This is a genomic window from Porifericola rhodea (genome assembly GCF_030506305.1).
Lineage (GTDB): Bacteria > Bacteroidota > Bacteroidia > Cytophagales > Cyclobacteriaceae > Catalinimonas > Catalinimonas rhodea.
Genome location: NZ_CP119421.1, coordinates 521,552 through 541,629 on the forward strand (window position 1 = coordinate 521,552; position 20,078 = coordinate 541,629).

Here is a 20,078-nt window from a genome sequence, read left to right on the forward strand (position 1 = left end):
AAAGCCATACAGAAAAACTCCTGGGTTAAGGACTTTTTTGCAACCTCTGGTGTTTCTTCAATAAAGATGTTCAGAATACTTGATGAATTCATGGCTAATCAGCATCATTTTATATATTTGCAGGCAATACTTTTAATGCAACTAATGGTCACCCAAAGTTTACTAACTGGTTATTCTAATGCCGGTTTTCGGTCGGTGCAACCTACTTACAGCTTAGGTGCTGCAGCTAACCTACTTGAGGGCCGTTTGCAAAGCATAATGCAATACCATTGGCATCATATCGCCCATTGTCATCATGTATAGACGCTTTCCTTCAGGCGCACTACACCAATTCTTTTTACCATTTTCATTTTAGATTTTCATGAAAGACAGCATTCGCATCGCGGTTCAAAAATCCGGACGACTTAGTGATAGTTCAATCAAACTAATTAAAGAGTGTGGTATACACTTTAACAACGGAAAGGGCAAACTAAAAGCCGCATCACATACTTTTCCTGCTGAGTTCCTTTTTCTAAGAGATGACGATATACCCGGCTATGTAGAAGATGGCGTGGCCGACATAGGTATAGTAGGTGAAAACGTGATGCTAGAAAAAGGCAAAGATGTTAGCCTCATTAAAAAATTAGGCTTTTCTAAATGCCGCCTTTCCCTAGCTATAGCTCGCGATAAAGAGTATACCGGCTTGCAGGACTTTGAAGGTATGAATGTAGCTACCTCCTACCCTGTTATTCTTCAGCGCTTCTTTGATGAAAAAGGAATTAATGCTCACCTGCACGAGATTAGCGGTTCGGTAGAGATTGCTCCCAGCATTGGCCTGGCCGATGCGGTTTGTGATATTGTAAGCTCAGGAAGTACTTTGCTCAGCAATGGACTGAAAGAGGTAGAAACCATTTTAAAATCGGAGGCGGTGCTTATCGGCCACAAGAACATTAGCAAAGAGCGCCTCAAAACGTTGGACCAGCTTATCTTTAGAATAGATGCCGTACAAACAGGCAACAACAACAAATATGTACTACTTAATGCGCCGGTAGATAGGACAGATGAAATCATAGAAATACTACCCGGTATGCGTAGCCCTACCGTACTCCCGCTAGCTATGCCCGGCTGGAACTCCGTACATTCTGTTATTAAAGAAGACGAGTTTTGGGATGTAATTGAAAAACTAAAAGCTGCTGGTGCTGAAGGAATACTAGTAGTACCTATAGAAAAAATGATACTCTGATGCAGATATATAAGAACCCTCCTCGTGAGGACTGGGAAGAGATACTGACCCGACCCACGCAACAGTTTAAGAAGATAGAGAAGATTGTAAAGCCGATCATTAAAAAGGTAAAGAAGAAAGGAGACAAAGCTCTTAAGCAATTTGCCCTGGAATATGATCATGTAGAGCTAGAGAGTATTGCGGTAAGTAAAGAGGAGATTAACAAAGCGGAGAAGCAGCTTAGCAAAGAGCTGAAAGAAGCTATTCAGACTGCGTATAAAAACATAGAAACTTTCCATGCTGCACAAAAGGAGGAGCCCATTGCGGTGCAAACCATGCCTGGTGTAAGCTGTATGCGAAAGAGCGTAGCCATACAGAAAGTAGGACTTTACATACCTGGTGGTACCGCACCACTCTTCTCTTCGGTACTTATGCTCGGCATACCTGCTAAGCTTGCTGGTTGCCAGGAAATAGTACTGTGCAGCCCTCCTAACCGTGAAGGTAAGTTACACCCTGCTATACTTTATTCCGCAAAACTGGCGGGTATTAACAAAATTTGTAAGGTAGGAGGTGCTCAGGCTATTGCTGCCATGACTTACGGTACCAAAACTATCCCCAAAGTGCATAAAATATTTGGCCCTGGTAATCAGTATGTTACTGTGGCTAAGCAGATTGTTAGCCAGAAGGGAGTATCTATAGACATGCCCGCAGGACCTTCAGAAGTGGCGGTTCTCGCAGACAGCACGGCAAAACCAGCCTTTGTAGCTGCCGATTTGCTTTCGCAGGCAGAGCATGGAAAAGACAGCCAGGTACTTTTGGTAACCACCGAAGAAAAACTGGTAGAGCAGGTACAGAACGAGATTGGCAAGCAGTTGAGCAAACTTCCTCGTCATGAGTTTGCCGAAGCCGCATTAGAAAATAGCGTGGTCTGCATAATGGAGTCTTCTACTGACTGTATAGACCTGCTTAACGAATATGGCGCAGAACACCTTATTCTTTCTATTGAGCACCCCAGAGAAATTATGAATCGTATATTTAATGCGGGTTCTGTCTTTTTAGGGCATTATACGCCCGAGTCTGCAGGTGACTATGCATCGGGCACCAATCATACGCTGCCTACCAATGGCTATGCCAAGTCGTTTAGCGGTGTTTCTCTGGATAGCTTTGTCAAAAAAATTACCTATCAGGAGATCACCGAAGAAGGCTTACAGCTTCTTGGCCCTACTGTTGAGATTATGGCTGAAGCTGAAAAGCTGATGGCTCATAAAAGAGCGGTATCGCTTCGCCTTACTGAAATTAAGGCGAAGAACAGCGAGCTCAGGAAGTAGCACTTATAAGATGACAAATACTAAGGGGTTATATTTGCCCCTTTGGTTTTATCTTTTCTTTACAGCTTCATTCTAATACCTAACATGCCTTTTAATTTACAAAAACTGCTACGGCCGCATATTGCCGGCATCAAGCCTTATTCCTCTGCCCGTGACGAATATACAGGTACTGAGGGAGTTTTTCTGGATGCTAACGAGAACGCTTTTGGCACGCCTGGAGCAAGTATTAACAATGCTTCAGCTTCTTTTCATCGCTACCCAGATCCCTATCAGCAAAAACTAAAGCATCGTATTTCAGAAATAAAGCAGGTAGCTCCCGAGCATATCTTTCTGGGCAATGGAAGTGACGAGGCCATAGATTTACTGATACGCGCTTTTTGTCGCCCAGGGGTAGATAATATTGTGGTTTTACCTCCTACTTATGGTATGTATGAAGTTAGTGCAGCTATTAATGCCGTAGCGCTAAAAAAGGCAGCACTAACGCCAGACTACTTGATTGACCCAGAAAGTCTGGATGCAGCCATTGATCAGAATAGTAAACTGCTATTTTTCTGCTCACCTAACAACCCCAGCGGTAACCTGCTCCAGCCGGAATTAATAGAGCATTACCTCAAAACATTTGAAGGTGTTGTAGTTATAGACGAAGCCTACATTGACTTTGCAAATACCAGGAGCTGGACAGAAAAGCTACAGCAGTACCCAAACCTGTTGGTAATGCAGACCATGAGCAAAGCCTGGGGGATGGCTGCGCTTCGCCTGGGTATGGCATACGCCTCAAGAGAGATTATAGCGGTGCTTAACAAAATTAAACCTCCTTATAACATTAATGCGCTTACTCAGCAGCAAGCCTTAAAAGTACTTGAACATACCAAAGCACAGCAGGAGGTAGTACAACATATACTGGCTAATCGTGAGCAGCTGGCTAATGAACTCCAGGCTCTAGATATAGTGGAAAAGGTATACCCTTCGGAAGCGAACTTTTTGCTAGTGAAGATGCGTAATGCGGCAACAGTTTTTCATCATCTTATTGAAGAAAAAGTGATTGTAAGAGACCGGACTAAAGTGACTCTTTGTGAAGCTTGCCTACGGATAACGATAGGTACTGAAGAAGAAAACCAGCAGCTGGTGGCTAAGATTAAAGAGTATAGTAGCTCTGTTGCAGAGTAGGTAACTTCTGTGGTGTCTCAGCCCATTAGGCTAGCCCAGGACAAGAGAAAGCCGGACAAAAATCCGGCTTTTCTTATTACCACAGCAACCTAGACAACATCAGTTACTCTCCTACTATTATTGTAGTTCGGTCTACGGCAGATACCTGAAAGAGGCCCAGCCCTACTCCATTACTGATCTTAATATTGGTACGCGGGTTGGTAGGTGAGGGTCCAAACATACCGCCATCTCCATTCAGCGTATTATCCAGATCATTATAAAAGAGGTAAGCATCTCTACTTATTCTATACATTTCAAAAGTGGCTTTATCACCATCTTTGAAACTTTCCGGGCCTTCCAGCCCATAGATATAGCTACCAATTAGCTCATCGTCGGCATAGAAAAGACCTGTATTGGAATCAAAGTTCTGGATAGAGTCATTACGATAAAACTTAAAGAGATAATAATCTTTGGTGGCAGAAGGCTCCAGCGCGTAAATTTTAACCACATAAGGATAATCTTCATCTTCCTCAAAAGCTTCTTCGTCATAATCCCAGACCAGGCTGTCTATAGCCTGGATAGGATGCATCAACTCTTCTGCACTTATAGCTTCTCTACTTGAAAGTTGAATGTCCAGACTATAAGTATAGCCCACTTTACCTTCAAATTTAGCTACGTACAGCCCCGGTTCTTCTTCACTTTCCAAAAACTGATACCTGTTTCCCTGATCATCTTTTACGATAACTTCAGCCCCACTTACCCGGGGGGTAGCACCATCTTCATAAAAACCCTTAGAGGAAGTAAGCTTTACATAATGCGCTTTATCTTCATTGGTTATCAGGGCATCTACCACATACTGAGCAGGCGTTTGCTCCAGATCCAGTTCTATTGTTTCTTCACAGCTAAATAGCATAGCTGCACTAAAAGTGAGTATAATCAGCTTAATTATGGTTTTCATCTTTTTGGCTAAGGGAGTTAGAAAGTAATTTTATAAGAAATAGAAGGCAGTATCGGGAAGAGGTAAACCATTACCGCTTCTTTTTTACTGGGGCTTACCGCTTTCCCCTCTTCGTCTTCTACACTACGAGTATAGATGGTAAAAGCATTTTTGCGGTTATATGCATTGTATATGGCAAAGTTCCATGATGTTTTCCATCTGCGATCCGCATTTTTGCGAGGTTCATAATTAGCAGACAAATCCAGTCTGTGAAAATCGGGTAGGCGGTACGAGTTTCGGGCAGAGTACAGATCTACATTGTAGTCATCAAACTCATAGCGACCTACGGGTAAAGTAAACGGCCTACCAGTAGAATAAGTAAAGCTGGCTCCTACAGACCATTGCGGGCTGACGCTGTAGTTTGCTACTGCATTGGCTACATGCCGACGGTCATAGCTAGCCGGAAAAACCTTATCCTGGTTGACTTCTGGTATGTCAAGCTCCGTTTTTGAGAGGGTATAACTTATAAAACCTGTCATTTTACCTTTCATTTTCTGCAAGTAAAACTCCATGCCGTAGGACTCACCCTTACCCTGACGGTACTCTGCCGGAGCATCATTGTTAAGCAACAGACTAGCATTATCCGCAAATTCAGTGATGTCATTCATCTGCTTGTAATAAGTCTCTAAGGATACGGCATAGGTATTATCCTTAAAGTTCTGGAAGTAACCTACTGCAAACTGATCAGCCATTTGCGGGTCCAGATAAGGCGAGCTGGGCGTCCAGGTATTAAAGGGTACGGGCACTGTAGAGTTAGATAACAGATGGATATACTGTACCATACGGTTGTATGAAATTTTCACAGAATTATCGTTGCCCAACAGATAACGAGCACTGAAACGAGGCTCCAGATTAGCAAATGTCTTGATAGGCTCCATAGCACCATATTTTGTAGAGTCTGTGATGCTTACGTTCAGATTATCAGGATAGCCCCTTTCATTTTTAGCATACTCGTAGATTGTAGTCTTTCCCACATTCTGGAAGGCGGATAGTCTGAGTCCATAGAGTAGAGAAAGCCTTTGCGTTAGCTGATGTTCATTACTGGCGTAGATAGCGTAATCTGTCGCATACATTTTGTCCATCTCTATGGTGCGGTAAAAGGAGTCTTCGCTACCGGGCTCTATTTTGCCAGGAGCAAAGCTTCTGTAAGAAGCTTGTAGCCCAAAAGTGAGAATATTGCTGGTATTGAGGAAGTAGTTAAAATCCTGCTTCAGAGAGAACTCTCTTAAGTTAGCTTTCCAGTCGAACTCTGAGGCTTCTTCGCTGCTTTGCAGCTTGTAATCCATCTGGCTGGCAATAATGGTAGTATTAGAAAACAGTTTTTCGCTAAAAAGATGATTCCACCGGAAGGTTCCCGTCATGTTTCCCCAATCAAAAGAGAAAGCATCGTTGAGTTTAAAGGCATCTCTACCCACATAAGTTGCCAGGAAAAAACGGTTTTTGTTATCAGGCTTCCAGTTGAGTTTAGCATTGATATCGTAGAAATACACTTTGTTTTCTTTAACGTCTTCATCAGGTGACATTTTTAAAAAAATGTCAGCATACGAACGACGGGCAGAAAGTAGAAAAGAGCTTTTATCCTTAATAATAGGGCCTTCCAGCATTACCTTACTAGCCAGCGTACCAATAGAACCTGAGCCAGAAAGCTGTTGGTTGTTTCCATCTTTAGTCCTTACTTCCAGTATAGAAGATAATCTACCTCCAAATTGAGAGGGTATTCCCCCTTTATATAGCTCTGAATCTTTGATTACATCTGCATTGAAGACTGAAAACAATCCAAAGAAGTGTGAAGGGTCATAAATTGGAGCTTCATCTATCAGTATTAAATTTTGATCTGCTCCTCCTCCTCTTACAAAATAGCCGGAGGTACCTTCACCAGCGGAGATTACGCCGGGCATCATTTGTACGGTTTTAATAATATCGGGCTCACCAAATAAGGCAGGTGTCTTCTTCACCAGATCCATGTCTATATCGTTGCGGCTCATTTCTATACGCTCTACATTCTTAAATTCATCTGCTCTTTCTTCAGTAATAACAACTTCCTGCATCTCTACCACTGAAGGGTTCAGAGACATATTCAATTCCAGATTACTATTAAGCGCTACTGTTTTGGTGACTGTCTTAAAACCTACATAGCTGTACTCAATTTCGTAAGTACCTTCCGGCAAGGACAAGGCATAAAAACCATAAACGTTAGTAACTACGCCCATGCCACTACCCTGAATCATTACGGTTACGCCAATAAGCTCCTCACCATTGGTCGCATCTTTTACATAGCCGTTGAGTGTAAATTTCTGCTGGGCCTGGCTATTCAGTATTATACCGAAGAGCAGCATCAGTGATAAGTAAATCACTTTTTTCATATGCCTGGGATATTGTTGGAACTTCACAGTTAATTTTGGTTTGGGGTTAAATTTGAGTTTACTGATGAATGATTGTTCTTACATTAGCTTATACAGCTCAGTGAAAGCCTACCCTACCTCCCTCAAAAAATTTTCTTTTAATATTTCTGTTTGTCCGACAATTTTGCCCACTCAACTCTTTAATAGCACCATTCATCTAAATACAGAAGGCATGTAGTTCTTAATTGCATAGATTAAGCATACACCTGAACTACTTTGGCATGAAGAGCTTTAGAAACGATACTTTATTATCCAGCTTAGTGGCGTTGGGGATATGCGGCGCTCTGCTGATTATTGGTTCTTTGCTGCTCTTTCCTGACACACAACTAATGTTAGAAGAGACAGATAGCTCAGGGGCTTTCAGTCACTCTCAGAAACCTACAGATACCTTATCTACCTTAAATGATAGCAGTACTTTTTTTCAGAAGTCAGTGGAATGGGTAGAACATCAGCTTCCTGATTTTAGCAGAAAGTAAAAACTGAGCCTGTATTTTATTAGATTTGTGCATATAGTACAGCACTATCGCTGTAATTGTGACTACACAGACCTTTTGAAATTCAGATTATGAAAAAAGTACTTTTTCTGGATCGTGATGGCACCATCATCATAGAACCTGAAGACAAGCAGATAGACTCGTTAGAAAAGCTGGAGTTTTTGCCCAAAGCAATATCTAATCTTCGTAAGCTCGCCGAAGAGACAGATTACGAATTTGTGATGGTAACTAATCAGGATGGTTTAGGTACAGATTCTTTTCCGGAAGATACTTTTTGGCCGGCACACAATAAGATGCTCCATATCCTTGAGGCAGAAAATATCACTTTCAAAAAGATACATATAGACCGCAGCTTTGGTCACGAAAATAAGGATACTCGTAAGCCAGGAACGGCTATGCTTACCGAGTACATGAATAATGAGGAGTATGACCTGGCTAACTCTTACGTGCTGGGCGATCGCCTTACCGATGTGCAACTGGCAAAAAACCTGGGTACTAAAGCTATTTACATCTCCGAAGAAAAGTCTGAAGATGCTGAATTAAGTACAACTGATTGGGATAAGATTTATGCTCACTTGCGCCTCCCCGCTCGTACTGCCGAGGTTCGCCGTACTACTAAAGAAACTGATATAGAAATACACCTAAACCTAGATGGGCAGGGAAAAACAGAGATTCATACTGGACTTGGCTTTTTTGACCATATGCTAGACCAGTTAGGTCGTCACTCAGGAGCAGACCTGAAAGTACAGGTAAAAGGGGATTTACATATAGATGAACATCATACCATAGAGGACACTGCACTTGCCTTGGGAGAGGCTTACCGCAAGGCTATAGGGGATAAAAAAGGCATTATGCGATATGGTTTTCTGCTACCCATGGATGAATCGTTGGCGCAGGTAGCCATAGATTTTGGAGGTCGCCCCTGGCTAATCTGGGAAGCAGAATATAAAAGAGAAAAGATTGGCGATATGCCTACTGAAATGTTTTACCATTTTTTCAAATCATTCTCAGATACTTCATTAAGTAACATTAACATTAAGGTAGAAGGCAATAACGAACATCACAAGATTGAAGCAACGTTCAAAGCTTTGGCTAAAGCGATTAAGATGGCTGTAAGCCGTGACCTGAACAACTTGGATAAGTTGCCAAGTACCAAGGGGGTATTATAAAACAAAAACGCTCAGAGATATAAACTGAGCGTTCTTTTTCACTTTGTGGTTGAATTTTCCTTCCCTACTTCCCAAATGCTTCTCTTCCGTAGTCAAGATTAGTACTATATACCGGAAGGCTAACTTTTATTAGTGCAAAAAAGCCCTGCCCCTTCACACTTGGCCTTGAGCCTATTTCTGCGCCATAAGCCCAGCTTAATTCGCGATTGTACTTACCCTCTATTCCCAGACGGAAACCTATCTTGCTGGTCTCTACATTCTCGGTGGAGAAAGTACGTATATCGTTATTATTGTTCGGATCTCTATATTTTATGTCTTCTACTTTAATACTGGGAGCAAACATAATATCCAGAAAAGTAGTAAGCAGTAAATCGTCTGAAAGCACACCATAGCCTTTATCGGGCTTAATAGCCAAATTTTTAATCCATGACATTGAACCACCTATAAAAGCTCCGCTTACGCTTTGGTTAGAGTGAGAGTACAGGCCTGCCGGAAAAGCTCCAAACTCGTCTTCAATTACAATTTCTTGGCTCTCAGTAATTCTTTTCAGATCTATAGCAGTAGAGTAGGCAAACCCTCCCAGTCGTGCACCTATAACTTTTCTGACTTTGGAAGGAATGATAGTATGTTCTGGTACGTGCGAAGCCCAGCGGTTACCCTTCTGGTAGCGCTTAGAATACAGTATCATTTTTGTTTCTGTATCTGTCTCTTCGTCTTTAATATGGTAGGTTCCTCCAACTTCCATGTATATAAAGCTGGTAGGTTTGTTGGCTACAGATGAATTTTTATAGGCAATATTGCGCACAAAGTCAGTAGATCGTGCATAGGCATTTCTAAAGTTAGCAAAGAAGTCAGCTTTATCTTTGTGTAAATAATTGGCTCCTATACCAAAACCTGCGTTGACATTAGTAGCAAAAAGCTCTGCATACAGAGGTTGTAAATGAATAAAGAGCTTGTTGATAGCATAGGGGTCATCATACAACTCTTCATAAGTGATGGCTTCTTTCACCAGTCCACCCTGCGCAAAAGCAGTGTTTGCTGATATCCATAAAGCTGCTATTACAATAAGGGCGTAGTTCAATTTCACTTTGCTTCGCATTAATTAGAAACATTATCACCAATGCGAAACTAGAGCCATTTGTGCAAAAAAAATATTCAATAAAAAGTAGACATTGCACAAGTAATAAAGCCACTATAAAAGTGGCTCTATTCGTTTAAAAATCAGTGTATTTCCTTCAGTGCATTATAGTTAGCCGCAATAATTTTATCTGCTAATTCATCGGTAATCGCATGGGATACAAATAAGGCTTCGTATTGAGAGGGAGCCAGATAGATTCCCTGGTTCAACATACTACGGAAGTACTTGCCAAAGCGCTCCGTATCTGATGTACTTGCAGTATCAAAATCATATACCTCCTGCTCTGTAAAGAAGAGGCAATACATAGAACCTATATGGGTAAGCGTGTAGTTGAGTCCTAACCTATTAAGATTGTCACGGTAGCCTTCCACTATTTTGCTGGTAATTCTTTCCAGGACTTCATAAACCTCAGGGTGAGAGTTTAAGTGGCTTAGCATGGCAAGACCAGCAGCCATAGCTACCGGATTACCAGAGAGTGTACCAGCCTGATAGACCGGTCCTGTAGGTGCCACAAAATCCATAATCTCTTTTTTACCACCATAAGCACCAACCGGCATTCCTCCTCCGATAATTTTACCTAAAGTTGTCATATCAGGCGTAACTCCGTACACCTCTTGCGCTCCACCTTTAGCCAGTCTGAAACCGGTCATAACTTCATCAAATATGAGCACTATACCTTCTTCATCACAGAGCTGTCGTAGCCCCTGTAAGAACTCTTCTTTTGGAAGAATACAGCCCATATTTCCGGCGACAGGCTCCAGAATGATAGCGGCCACATGGCCTCTATTCGTCTCTACCAGTTGTTTTACTGATTCCAGATCATTGAATTTGGCAAGCAGCGTATCTTTGGCTGTACCTTCAGTTACGCCAGGGCTATTGGGAACACCCATGGTCATTGCACCGCTACCAGCAGCGATCAGGAAAGAATCTCCATGACCATGATAACATCCTGAAAATTTAATAAGCTTGTCTTTTCCGGTATATCCTCTGGCCAGACGTACTGCTGACATAGTAGCTTCGGTACCTGAGTTTACCATACGTACCTTTTCTATAGAAGGTACCATATCTACAATAAGCTCTGCTATTTCTACTTCCTTAGCGGTCGGTGCTCCGAATGATAATGAGCGTGGAATGGCTTCCAATACAGCCTTTTCTATCACCTCATGGCTATGTCCCAGTATCATAGGTCCCCATGAGTTAATCAATTCTATGTATTGATTATCGTCAGCATCATATACATAAGCACCTTTGGCAGACTTGATAAAAAGAGGCTCCCCTCCTACTGCCTTAAAGGCTCTTACCGGAGAGTTTACCCCTCCGGGAATATAGTCTTGCGCTTTAGTAAATAATGAACGACTCTTGTCAACGGTATGCATGAATTATTTAGATCTAAAAATTTAAATTAATACTAATGACTTAGTATTATGGACGTACATCAACCTCTCTAAGTTGAGCATTATCATACTTTATGATAGGTACTGCCTGATTATCGTTGGCATTGAAGTAATCGTAACCAGAATAGAAAATGCTTCTGACTTTACCATCTTTAGTAAAAAACTCCTGGAAGTAAACCCCATACTCATTAAGCATATTTCCAATGTACATTATTAGATCATAGCCTGTGTAAGTATATTTGTTAGGCAACTCATAATACTGTTGACGATAGCGCTCTTTGAAAGAAGCATACTTTTCATTTTCAGGATTGATGTAACTAGGAGCGATAAGATATTCCTCAAAGTTTTCCAGTTGCTCAAATGTTAGGGAGCTAACCTCCAACCACTCTTCATTTCCAATAACTGGCACTCTGTTTTCCGCCATTACTATTGCACTAATAGTATTACTAATGATAAGCTCCTTTTCAGTAGCTACATATACTAGGTTGTCTTCTCCCAGTTCATTCAGCATTTCTACCAACTCTCCAATTCTATCCCTATTGAAGTTATCTTCTTCCAGAATAGTTACCTGACGGTCGCCTTGCTCCTCAAAAGTGTTCACAAAACTTGATACCCTTAGCGAATCCTGTGGAGACTTGCTGGTTATAACAATTGCATGGTTTTTACCTAGCGAATCTAGTGCAAACTGAGCGGCTCTTTTGCCCTGCGTAATCAGGCTGGGGCGCATTAGATAAGAGAACGGATTTTCGCCTATCACCGCAGGATTACTAGATAAGGGATTGAACATATATTTCTGGTTGTTCATTGTAAACTGAGCTACCTCTTTGATAGGATCAGCATACAGAGGACCAATAAAAACATCCATTTGCCCCATTTCTTCTCTTTTAAGCAGATCACTGGTTTTGGCTCCACTTCTTTCGGTATCATAAGCATGCACATAAACATTGATGCCCTCATCCTGAAGGTCTTTAGCCCCCATTTTTATCCCCTTATAGAGATCAAGTACAAACTGGTTACGCTGCTGCCGAGCTTCGGGATTTAAGTCATTGTATAAAAAAGGCAGGAGTACAGCTACCTGATAAGCATTTTTTTTGACAGAAGACTCCTTGCTTACTACTCCTAGTGCAGCAACATCTATGTCATAAGCCTGTACCAGCGAGTCTATATATGCCTGTTGCTCTTCGTCATAAAGCATACCAGACATATTTCTAACCAGTTGTTCAGCGATTACTTTATCCTGAGGGTAACTTTTTAACAAAGACTTAAGCTCATCTGAAGTGGCAAACCCAAGAAAGAAGCCCTTCATCACTTCCAGATCTTCACTAAGCTTAGCGCTAAATCTACTGTTGTTAATCTCCTCTACCTGTTTTAGTGCCTGATTGTAGTCACCCATTTGAAAGTAGACATTTGCCAGCCAGTAGTTGACTTCACTAAGTTTATCCCAACGAGGATGTTTACTAATGATCTGCAAGAACATGTTTTTTGCCAGATCATAATCTCCAGACTTGAGCGCAGACATTCCAAAATAGTAGGAGGCGTACTCCACGTAAGGGTTCGCCTGCTCCTGCCTGCTGAGCGGTCTGAATATTTCAATCGCCTGAGCGTACTCTCCCTGCTGGTAAAGCTGTCTGGCACGCTCATAACGACTTTTTAAGGAAGCATTTCCCTGACTGGTTTGCGCTTGTACAGAAAATGACAACAAGCAAAAAATGCAAATACATCTGATCATTATGCTTTTCATATCAAAGAATATAAATATATATGACTACTCCCATTCAATAGTAGCAGGTGGCTTAGAGCTGATGTCGTATACTACTCTGTTGACCCCTTTTACGTTATTGATGATTTCGTTAGAGACATCACTTAAGAACTCATAAGGTAAATGGCACCAGTCGGCAGTCATACCGTCTACACTGGTTACTGCTCTTAAACTGACAACACCTTCATATGTTCTTTCATCACCCATAACTCCTACAGATTGTATAGGCAACAAAATAACGCCTGCCTGCCAAACATCGTTGTAGAGATTTTCTTCCTTAAGCTTACTGATAAATATGTGGTCTACCTCCTGCAATATCCTTACCTTTTTCTCGGTAATATCTCCCAGAATACGAATGGCAAGTCCTGGACCCGGGAAAGGGTGCCTTTGCAAAATGTTTTGAGGAATTTCAAGGGTTTTACCCACTTCTCTCACCTCATCCTTAAAAAGTGTTTTAAGAGGCTCTATTACCTTGAGGTGCATCTTTTCGGGTAACCCACCTACATTATGGTGCGACTTGATAGTAGCTGAAGGTCCTTTTACCGATACTGATTCAATAACATCGGGATAGATTGTTCCCTGACCCAGCCATTTCACTTCTTTTATTTTATGCGCTTCCGCATCAAAAACTTCAATAAACACACGGCCTATGGCTTTACGCTTTTCTTCAGGGTCTGAAATACCGGCTAAGGCTTGGTAAAACTGCTCATGAGCATCTACACCACTTACATTAAGCCCCATATCTTCGTAAGAAGCTAATACGTCTTGAAACTCGTTTTTGCGCAGCAGGCCATTATCTACAAAAATACAATGCAGATTTTTACCAATTGCTTTATGTAAAAGCATTGCGGCCACAGATGAGTCTACTCCTCCAGACAAGCCAAGTACTACCTTATCATTTCCAATTTCCTGCTGCAAGCTGGCTACCGTAGTTTCTACAAAAATATCTGGTGTCCAGTCCTGAGCACACTTACATATATGCACTACAAAGTTTCTCAGCACCGTTTTACCCTCTACAGAATGTGTTACCTCTGGGTGAAACTGTATACCGTAACTATCCTGCCCTTTAATTTTGAACGCAGCCACCGCTACCGTGGGCGTCTTAGCAATCACTTCTAAACTTTCTGGTACACTGTTAATAGTATCACCATGCGACATCCACACTTGAGTATCTTGTGTGAGCTCCTTGAGCAAATCTTTATGCGTATCTATTTTGCTCAACTTAGCCCGGCCATACTCCCGTATGCGCGAAGGTAGAACTTCTCCACCATGCTTCTCTGCGATCAGTTGGGCCCCATAACAGATACCCAACACCGGTAGCTTACCCAGATATGCCTGCAAGTCTATATGAGGTGCATCTTCATCCTTTACAGAGCAGGGGCTGCCTGAAAGTATTACACCTTTGACCTGTGCTTCCAGGCTATCTAAAGATGGAAGGTGATTGAATGGGTGTATCTCACAATACACGTTTAGTTCTCTTACTCTACGAGCAATTAATTGCGTATACTGAGAACCAAAATCGACGATTAGAATCATTTCTGACATGAGGCAAAAATATAATAAATTACCTATAACCTAAATTACTACTATGTATTCCTTTATTGCAGGCTTTTGTTATCCTTTGGAGGGCGCTGCTCCACCTCCTGCAAGCCTGAAACTCCTCCGGAAACTATAAATTTCATAATATCCGCGCTTGAAGCCGCTGTAATTGGCGTCACATATTTAGAAGGTACTATATATAAATTTCCTGAAAAGTTGTACGAGTGCGGAAGATATACCGCTACCTGATCTGCCAGTCCCAGTTGACTTAAGTCCTGCTGGGTAATAAAACCGGGCTTTTGCACTACAAACTCAGGGTTTAGAGTGACCAATACAGGCTGATTAAATTTTTTCTTGTCTCCTACAAATGCCGATATTAAATCTTTGAGAGAAGAATAGATGATATTAATTAAAGGAACTTTAACTAATACCTCTTCTAACAAATTAAAAATTGGCCCTGCTAAAAGCGTTGATGCCAGATAGCCGATTAACGTAATAAAAGCTAATATACTAAGCATACCTAAGCCGGGTACCTTAAAAGGAATCAGGCTATCCAGCCAGGATATCGCCAATATGATGATATACATTGTGAGGGCAATAGGTACTACAAAAAGTAACCCTCGGAAAAAGTAGGAGACAAAGCGGTTCATTGTATTGATAATGGGTAAATAAAAAAAGGTCTTACAATGATGTAAAACCTCTTATAAAAGTCAATATTGTTAGTCTATCTTAGATAGAGATACCCACGAAGGATAGAAATGCAATACCCATCAGCCCAGTGATAAGCATGGTAATTCCCAGTCCTTTAAGTCCATCAGGTACATTGGAGTACTTTAATCTTTCACGGATAGCTGCAAGAGCTACAATTGCTAGCAAAAAGCCAGTACCTGAGCCAAAGCCAAATACGGCAGCTTCAGCGATAGTGTAATCTCTCTGCACCATAAAGAGTGAAGAACCTAAGATTGCACAGTTTACCGCAATTAGTGGAAGAAAGATACCCAATGTTCCGTAAAGTGAAGGCGATACCTTCTCAATTAACATTTCTACCAGCTGTACCATAGCTGCAATTACCGCGATAAACATAATAAAGCGCAAAAAGCTAAGGTCTACTGAGGCAAACTGCTCTCCAGCCCAGGTTAGGGCTCCTTCTTTCAATACAAGTTCTTGAAGGATCCAGTTAATGGGCACTGTCATGGTAAGTACGAATACTACCGCTGAACCCAAACCTACAGCTGTAGATACTTTTTTAGATACAGCAAGGTAAGAGCACATGCCTAAGAAATAGGCGAGTACCATGTTTTCAATAAAGATTGCCTTAATTCCTAAGTTTATAAGATCCATAGTAATCGGAGAGTTTCTCGTTTATCGTTCTACGTAACCACTAAGACTACGCTGTACCCAAATAATAATACCCAAAATCATGAATGCACCTACTGGCGAAACCATAAGTCCATTGGTAGGGAAGTTTTCTAAACCAATTGCTTCAAATACTTTGAAACCAAAGAGTGAACCTGAGCCGAAAAGCTCTCTAAAGAAAGCGACAGCTAAGATTACCCAGGCATATCCAAACCCACTACCCAAACCATCAAGTACTGAGTCATATGGTTTGTTACCCATAGCAAAAGCTTCTAACCTACCCATTACAATACAGTTGGTAATGATTAAGCCTATAAATACCGTTAGCGTTTTCCAGGCATCATAGAAGTAGGCTTTCAGCACTTGGTCTACGAGGGTTACCAGGGTAGCAATTACCGCCAGCTGCACGATAATCCTTACCCTACCGGGTATCATATTTCTGATTAAAGAGATGATAAGGTTTGAGAAAACAATTACGAACACCACCGACACCGCCATAATTAAGGTAGGGCTAAGCTGCGTAGTTACAGCCAGCGCAGAACAAATACCTAATACCTGTACGGTTATGGGGTTGTCGTCATTAAGGGGATCTCCTATGAATTTACGTCTTCTCTTGGAGAGTAAGGGTTCTGATTTCTCTTTCTGTTTTACTGGTTTATCAGCTACTTCTGTGCTCATAATATCTGCTTTTTAAAAAAGTATTTTTATACGTCAGTGTATTGCTCTTCTGCTTCAGGCTTTTCCAGATTCTTACCTTTACCTACTTTTTCAAGGTAAGGCTGATAGTAAGAAAGGTAGTTTCTCAACATATCATTTACACCTACTGCAGTAATGGTTGCTCCTGACATACCATCCACTTCGTTATTGTTATAAATGCTAGGGTCTCCACTTTCGCCTTTTACCATCTTAACAGCTACTAACTCCCCTAAGTCATCGTATATTTTCTTTCCCTTAAATCTTTCCTGAACTTCAATGGTTGTGATTCTTGCTCCAAGGCCAGGAGTTTCTCCAGCGTGATCAAAAACTACACCTCTTATTGTTTCCAAATCACTTTCCAATGCAATATAGCCCCAGATATCATCCCACAGTCCGGCACCATAAATAGGAAGAACGTATGATACTACTTCTCCATTTTCGCCTTTAAACTTGTATACAGGGTAAAGTCTCTCTTCCGGAGCTTTGTCGTACTGAGAAGCTACGTTTACCTTTTCTGCTATTACAGGCTCCCCTTCAACTTCTGTTACTTCTTCACCTTCAGCATTTACCACTAAAGTTTCTACACGCTCACTATAAATAGCTGGCACATCATCTTCAGGTCCCAGGTCTGTAACTGCTCCTAAGATTTTTTTCTGAGTATCGAGAGCAACCTGCATATCCTGCATAGGCTTAAGCCCTACAGAGGCAAGTGAGATCAATCCGCCGAGGATGATAGTCAGCACGGCGGAGAATATGATAATATAAGCGTTAGACTGTCGCACGTTGTAATCTTCTTTTTTTGTTGGATTGAACAACTATATGGTCAATAAGAGGGGCAAATACATTCATAAAAAGTACTGCCAGCATAATTCCTTCAGGATAAGCAGGGTTTAGCACACGAATAATTACTGTAATTACTCCTATGAGAGCGCCATATACCCATTTTCCTGATTCTGTATGCGCTGCCGATACCGGGTCAGTAGCCATAAACACTGCGCCAAAAGCTAAACCACCCATTACCCAGTGGTAGTGAGCAGGCATCATCATAAACTCATTAGCACCAAATGCGGTAAGTAAGTAACCCAAACCTAATGCACCACCAAATACACTTACAATAATTTTCCAGCTGCCTACTCCGGTAGCAATAAGGATAATTGCTCCTACTAAAGCCATCAGGGTAGAAGTTTCTCCTATTGAACCAGGAATAAACCCTACGAACATATTCCAAAAGCTAAACAAACCGTCGTTGGTAGAGGCTAATGTAGCAGCTACTTCCTGAGTTCCATCTACTAAAGTAGTTTCTGCGGCCAAACCTAATGCAGTAGCTCCAGTAAACCCATCAGCATACTGAGAATCTCCTAAATAATACCATACATCTCCTGACATATCAGAAGGATAAGCAAAATATAAGAATGCTCTGGCTGTCATGGCTACGTTTAGCACGTTCATTCCTGTACCACCAAATACCTCTTTTGCAATTACTACTGCAAAAACTGAAGCTAATGCTACTTGCCAAAGCGGAATGGTAGGAGGCAAAATCAAAGGAATAAGCATTCCTGTTACCAGGAAGCCTTCGTTGATTGGGTGACGACGAATGACAGCAAAAATCACTTCAACAATACCACCCGCAACATATGCAGTTAACACCACTGGAAGGACCACAACAAGTCCCAGACCTATTTTCTGCCCCAGGTCAGCAGTTTGTCCGGTAGCTAGAAAATGCATGTGTCCTACATTATATATCCCAAATAATAAGCAGGGAATCATGGCCACTACCACAGTAATCATTAACCTCTTCAGGTTATTTGCGTCACGCACCTGTGCTCCCTTAGCTGGGGTAGTCTCATTAGGCTGAAATAAGAAGGTCTCATTAGCCTCAAAGAGGTAATAGAACTTCTCAAACTTACCACCTTTTTCAAAAAGTGGCTTCTGTTTGTCCAAAATGTCTCTTATCGCTTTCATATATACCTTTACAATATTTATGTAGTAGCCTTAATCAAGTTAATTCCATCACGAATAATGGCCTGAATATCGTGCTTGGATACATCAATAAATTCACACAGCGCCAGGTCTTCTTCTACCACTTCGTATATACCGAGTGCTTCCATGTCGTCGTAGTCTTCTGCCATAATGGCTTTCAATAAAAATTCCGGAAGAATATCCATAGGTACGACCTTTTCAAAAGCACCGGTTTGAACAAATGCCCTTTCTTCCCCTAATGTATTGGTAGTAAGCACAAATTCTTTTTTAGGATTAAGGAATGATAGTAATCCTAATGCTCTGTGAAAGCTTAACTTGCTGGTGGTAGGCTTAAGCCACCCTAAAAACTCGTACTGATCGCCTTCAGGTATTACTGTAAGCTGATGGTGATAAAATCCGAGATAACCTTTTTTATCTATTTTTTCGCCAGTGAGTACGTTACCAGAAATGTATCTGACGTGATCCTGCTTAATTCTATTATCCACTAATTTGTCTATGCAGGCTCCCTGATAAGTAGTATAGTATTGCGGCTCTTTTACTTCTGAACCAGTAAGCGCTATCACTTTTGAGGCATCGTACACCCCTTTTAGGAAGAGTTTACCCAGTTGCACTACACCATAAGGGTCAATAGTCCAGACCAAATCACCTTTTCCGATAGGGTCTATATGATGAATGTGTACTCCCACATTACCAGCAGGGTGTGGACCAGAGAATTTGTTTACCTGAACTCCCTTAGCGTTAGAGAAAATAGGAGAAACTTCCGCATCGGCATTTACTCCTAAATTAACCTTACCTGAGGTAAATTTTTTCAGTACTTCCACACCAGCCTCAAAGTAGCTAGCCTGGTTCTTTAACAACACATCGTAGTCAGGAGCCAGAGGATGAGTATCAAAGGTGGAGACAAAAATTGCTTTAGGGGTATCTTCGGGGTTAGCGACGATACCATAAGGACGCTGAATTATCTGCGGCCAAACACCACTCTTCAACATTACCTCCTGTGCTTCTTCACGGCTGATACCAGAAATTTCGGTAGACGAGTGCTCTTTATGCTGCTCGTACACAACTTCTTTATCAGCAAGTATTTTGATCGCCAGTAGCTTACGTTTTTCTCCTCTTACGATTTCTACGACTTCGCCACTCACCGGAGCACAGTACATTACCTGATCCATTTTCTTGTCAAAGAGAACCGGAGTCCCTGCTTTAACAATATCTCCTTCACGTACTGTTACTTTAGGACGGATTATACCAGGAAAATCCGTGGGTTTGATAGCAAAAGTTTCTGATCTGTCAGATTCGCCAACTACTTTTTGCGGTTTACCTGCAAGATTGATGTTGAATCCTTTTTTAAGTTTGATGTGCTGAGACATTTACCGTTGCAAATAAGGTTTAATGATCGTTTCCTTTGGAAAAACGCTGCAAAAATAATCAAAATCAGCTAATAACCTTAATTTTTCTCAGTTACTTCTGATTCATGCAGCA

17 protein-coding genes are annotated in these 20,078 nt (G+C 41.5%); 5 read left to right on the forward strand and 12 right to left on the reverse strand.

The features are described from left to right. Positions 1-361: 361 nt before the first annotated feature. The 3 genes from hisG (at position 362) to hisC (ending at position 3,696) form a co-directional block, all read left to right on the forward strand. A complete protein-coding gene (gene hisG / locus PZB74_RS02340; protein WP_302240419.1) occupies positions 362-1,222 on the forward strand; it encodes an ATP phosphoribosyltransferase in 861 nt (286 codons plus the stop codon). Continuing rightward, positions 1,222-2,529, forward strand: a complete 1,308-nt coding sequence (gene hisD, locus PZB74_RS02345) for a histidinol dehydrogenase (RefSeq protein WP_302240420.1) — start codon at positions 1,222-1,224, stop codon at positions 2,527-2,529. The genes hisG and hisD overlap by 1 nt, the downstream gene beginning before the upstream one ends. Positions 2,530-2,613: 84 nt before the next feature. Next, a complete protein-coding gene (hisC, locus tag PZB74_RS02350) occupies positions 2,614-3,696 on the forward strand; it encodes a histidinol-phosphate transaminase (RefSeq protein WP_302240421.1) in 1,083 nt (360 codons plus the stop codon). 103 nt (positions 3,697-3,799) lie between these two features. Here hisC and PZB74_RS02355 read toward each other — a convergent pair whose 3' ends face one another. Continuing rightward, the gene (locus PZB74_RS02355; protein ID WP_302240423.1) at positions 3,800-4,633 is read right to left on the reverse strand and encodes a DUF4249 domain-containing protein; all 834 of its coding nucleotides are present in this window, start codon (positions 4,631-4,633) and stop codon (positions 3,800-3,802) included. A 17-nt stretch (positions 4,634-4,650) separates the two neighbouring features. Beyond that, positions 4,651-7,062: a TonB-dependent receptor gene (locus PZB74_RS02360; protein ID WP_302240425.1), complete on the reverse strand. Its 2,412-nt coding sequence runs from the start codon at positions 7,060-7,062 to the stop codon at positions 4,651-4,653. A 233-nt stretch (positions 7,063-7,295) separates the two neighbouring features. Here PZB74_RS02360 and PZB74_RS02365 point away from each other — a divergent pair, with 233 nt between their 5' ends. Next, on the forward strand, positions 7,296-7,550 hold the full coding sequence (locus PZB74_RS02365) for a hypothetical protein (RefSeq protein WP_302240426.1): 255 nt from the start codon (positions 7,296-7,298) through the stop codon (positions 7,548-7,550). 89 nt (positions 7,551-7,639) lie between these two features. Then, positions 7,640-8,737, forward strand: a complete 1,098-nt coding sequence (gene hisB, locus PZB74_RS02370; RefSeq protein WP_302240427.1) for a bifunctional histidinol-phosphatase/imidazoleglycerol-phosphate dehydratase HisB — start codon at positions 7,640-7,642, stop codon at positions 8,735-8,737. Positions 8,738-8,801: 64 nt separating this feature from the next. Here hisB and PZB74_RS02375 read toward each other — a convergent pair whose 3' ends face one another. The 10 genes from PZB74_RS02375 to PZB74_RS02420 form a co-directional block, all read right to left on the reverse strand. Continuing rightward, the gene (locus tag PZB74_RS02375) at positions 8,802-9,824 is read right to left on the reverse strand and encodes a hypothetical protein (RefSeq protein WP_302240429.1); all 1,023 of its coding nucleotides are present in this window, start codon (positions 9,822-9,824) and stop codon (positions 8,802-8,804) included. A gap of 134 nt (positions 9,825-9,958) precedes the next feature. Further along, positions 9,959-11,251 carry a glutamate-1-semialdehyde 2,1-aminomutase gene (gene hemL, locus PZB74_RS02380; RefSeq protein ID WP_302240430.1) on the reverse strand — a complete coding sequence of 431 codons (1,293 nt, stop codon included), beginning with the start codon at positions 11,249-11,251 and terminating at the stop codon, positions 9,959-9,961. A 46-nt stretch (positions 11,252-11,297) separates the two neighbouring features. Continuing rightward, positions 11,298-12,971, reverse strand: coding sequence for an ABC transporter substrate-binding protein (locus PZB74_RS02385; protein ID WP_302240432.1), 1,674 nt, complete (start codon positions 12,969-12,971; stop codon positions 11,298-11,300). Between the two features lie 63 nt (positions 12,972-13,034). Then, positions 13,035-14,573, reverse strand: a complete 1,539-nt coding sequence (guaA, locus tag PZB74_RS02390) for a glutamine-hydrolyzing GMP synthase (protein ID WP_302240434.1) — start codon at positions 14,571-14,573, stop codon at positions 13,035-13,037. A gap of 53 nt (positions 14,574-14,626) precedes the next feature. Next, entirely contained in the window at positions 14,627-15,217 is a 591-nt protein-coding gene (locus PZB74_RS02395) for a DUF502 domain-containing protein (protein ID WP_302240435.1), read from the reverse strand. A 79-nt stretch (positions 15,218-15,296) separates the two neighbouring features. Continuing rightward, positions 15,297-15,908 carry an NADH:ubiquinone reductase (Na(+)-transporting) subunit E gene (gene nqrE / locus PZB74_RS02400; RefSeq protein ID WP_302240437.1) on the reverse strand — a complete coding sequence of 204 codons (612 nt, stop codon included), beginning with the start codon at positions 15,906-15,908 and terminating at the stop codon, positions 15,297-15,299. Positions 15,909-15,929: 21 nt separating this feature from the next. Further along, a complete protein-coding gene (locus PZB74_RS02405) occupies positions 15,930-16,601 on the reverse strand; it encodes an NADH:ubiquinone reductase (Na(+)-transporting) subunit D (protein ID WP_302240438.1) in 672 nt (223 codons plus the stop codon). 26 nt (positions 16,602-16,627) lie between these two features. Then, positions 16,628-17,401 carry an NADH:ubiquinone reductase (Na(+)-transporting) subunit C gene (gene nqrC / locus PZB74_RS02410; protein WP_302240440.1) on the reverse strand — a complete coding sequence of 258 codons (774 nt, stop codon included), beginning with the start codon at positions 17,399-17,401 and terminating at the stop codon, positions 16,628-16,630. After that, on the reverse strand, positions 17,388-18,581 hold the full coding sequence (locus tag PZB74_RS02415; protein WP_302240441.1) for an NADH:ubiquinone reductase (Na(+)-transporting) subunit B: 1,194 nt from the start codon (positions 18,579-18,581) through the stop codon (positions 17,388-17,390). Before PZB74_RS02415 ends, nqrC begins: the two co-directional genes overlap by 14 nt. 17 nt (positions 18,582-18,598) lie before the next feature. Beyond that, on the reverse strand, positions 18,599-19,966 hold the full coding sequence (locus tag PZB74_RS02420) for a Na(+)-translocating NADH-quinone reductase subunit A (RefSeq protein WP_302240442.1): 1,368 nt from the start codon (positions 19,964-19,966) through the stop codon (positions 18,599-18,601). Between the last annotated feature and the right edge of the window lie 112 nt (positions 19,967-20,078).

What these genes read in the sequence shown, in the direction of transcription:
- hisG (WP_302240419.1), top strand. Translation starts at nt 362, where the DNA reads ATGAAAGACAGCATTCGCATCGCGGTTCAAAAATCCGGACGACTTAGT.
- PZB74_RS02395 (WP_302240435.1), bottom strand. Translation starts at nt 15,217, where the DNA reads ATGAACCGCTTTGTCTCCTACTTTTTCCGAGGGTTACTTTTTGTAGTA.
- hisC (WP_302240421.1), top strand. Translation starts at nt 2,614, where the DNA reads ATGCCTTTTAATTTACAAAAACTGCTACGGCCGCATATTGCCGGCATC.
- hemL (WP_302240430.1), bottom strand. Translation starts at nt 11,251, where the DNA reads ATGCATACCGTTGACAAGAGTCGTTCATTATTTACTAAAGCGCAAGAC.
- nqrE (WP_302240437.1), bottom strand. Translation starts at nt 15,908, where the DNA reads ATGGATCTTATAAACTTAGGAATTAAGGCAATCTTTATTGAAAACATG.
- guaA (WP_302240434.1), bottom strand. Translation starts at nt 14,573, where the DNA reads ATGTCAGAAATGATTCTAATCGTCGATTTTGGTTCTCAGTATACGCAA.
- hisD (WP_302240420.1), top strand. Translation starts at nt 1,222, where the DNA reads ATGCAGATATATAAGAACCCTCCTCGTGAGGACTGGGAAGAGATACTG.
- PZB74_RS02405 (WP_302240438.1), bottom strand. Translation starts at nt 16,601, where the DNA reads ATGAGCACAGAAGTAGCTGATAAACCAGTAAAACAGAAAGAGAAATCA.
- PZB74_RS02415 (WP_302240441.1), bottom strand. Translation starts at nt 18,581, where the DNA reads ATGAAAGCGATAAGAGACATTTTGGACAAACAGAAGCCACTTTTTGAA.
- PZB74_RS02420 (WP_302240442.1), bottom strand. Translation starts at nt 19,966, where the DNA reads ATGTCTCAGCACATCAAACTTAAAAAAGGATTCAACATCAATCTTGCA.
- PZB74_RS02355 (WP_302240423.1), bottom strand. Translation starts at nt 4,633, where the DNA reads ATGAAAACCATAATTAAGCTGATTATACTCACTTTTAGTGCAGCTATG.
- hisB (WP_302240427.1), top strand. Translation starts at nt 7,640, where the DNA reads ATGAAAAAAGTACTTTTTCTGGATCGTGATGGCACCATCATCATAGAA.
- PZB74_RS02365 (WP_302240426.1), top strand. Translation starts at nt 7,296, where the DNA reads ATGAAGAGCTTTAGAAACGATACTTTATTATCCAGCTTAGTGGCGTTG.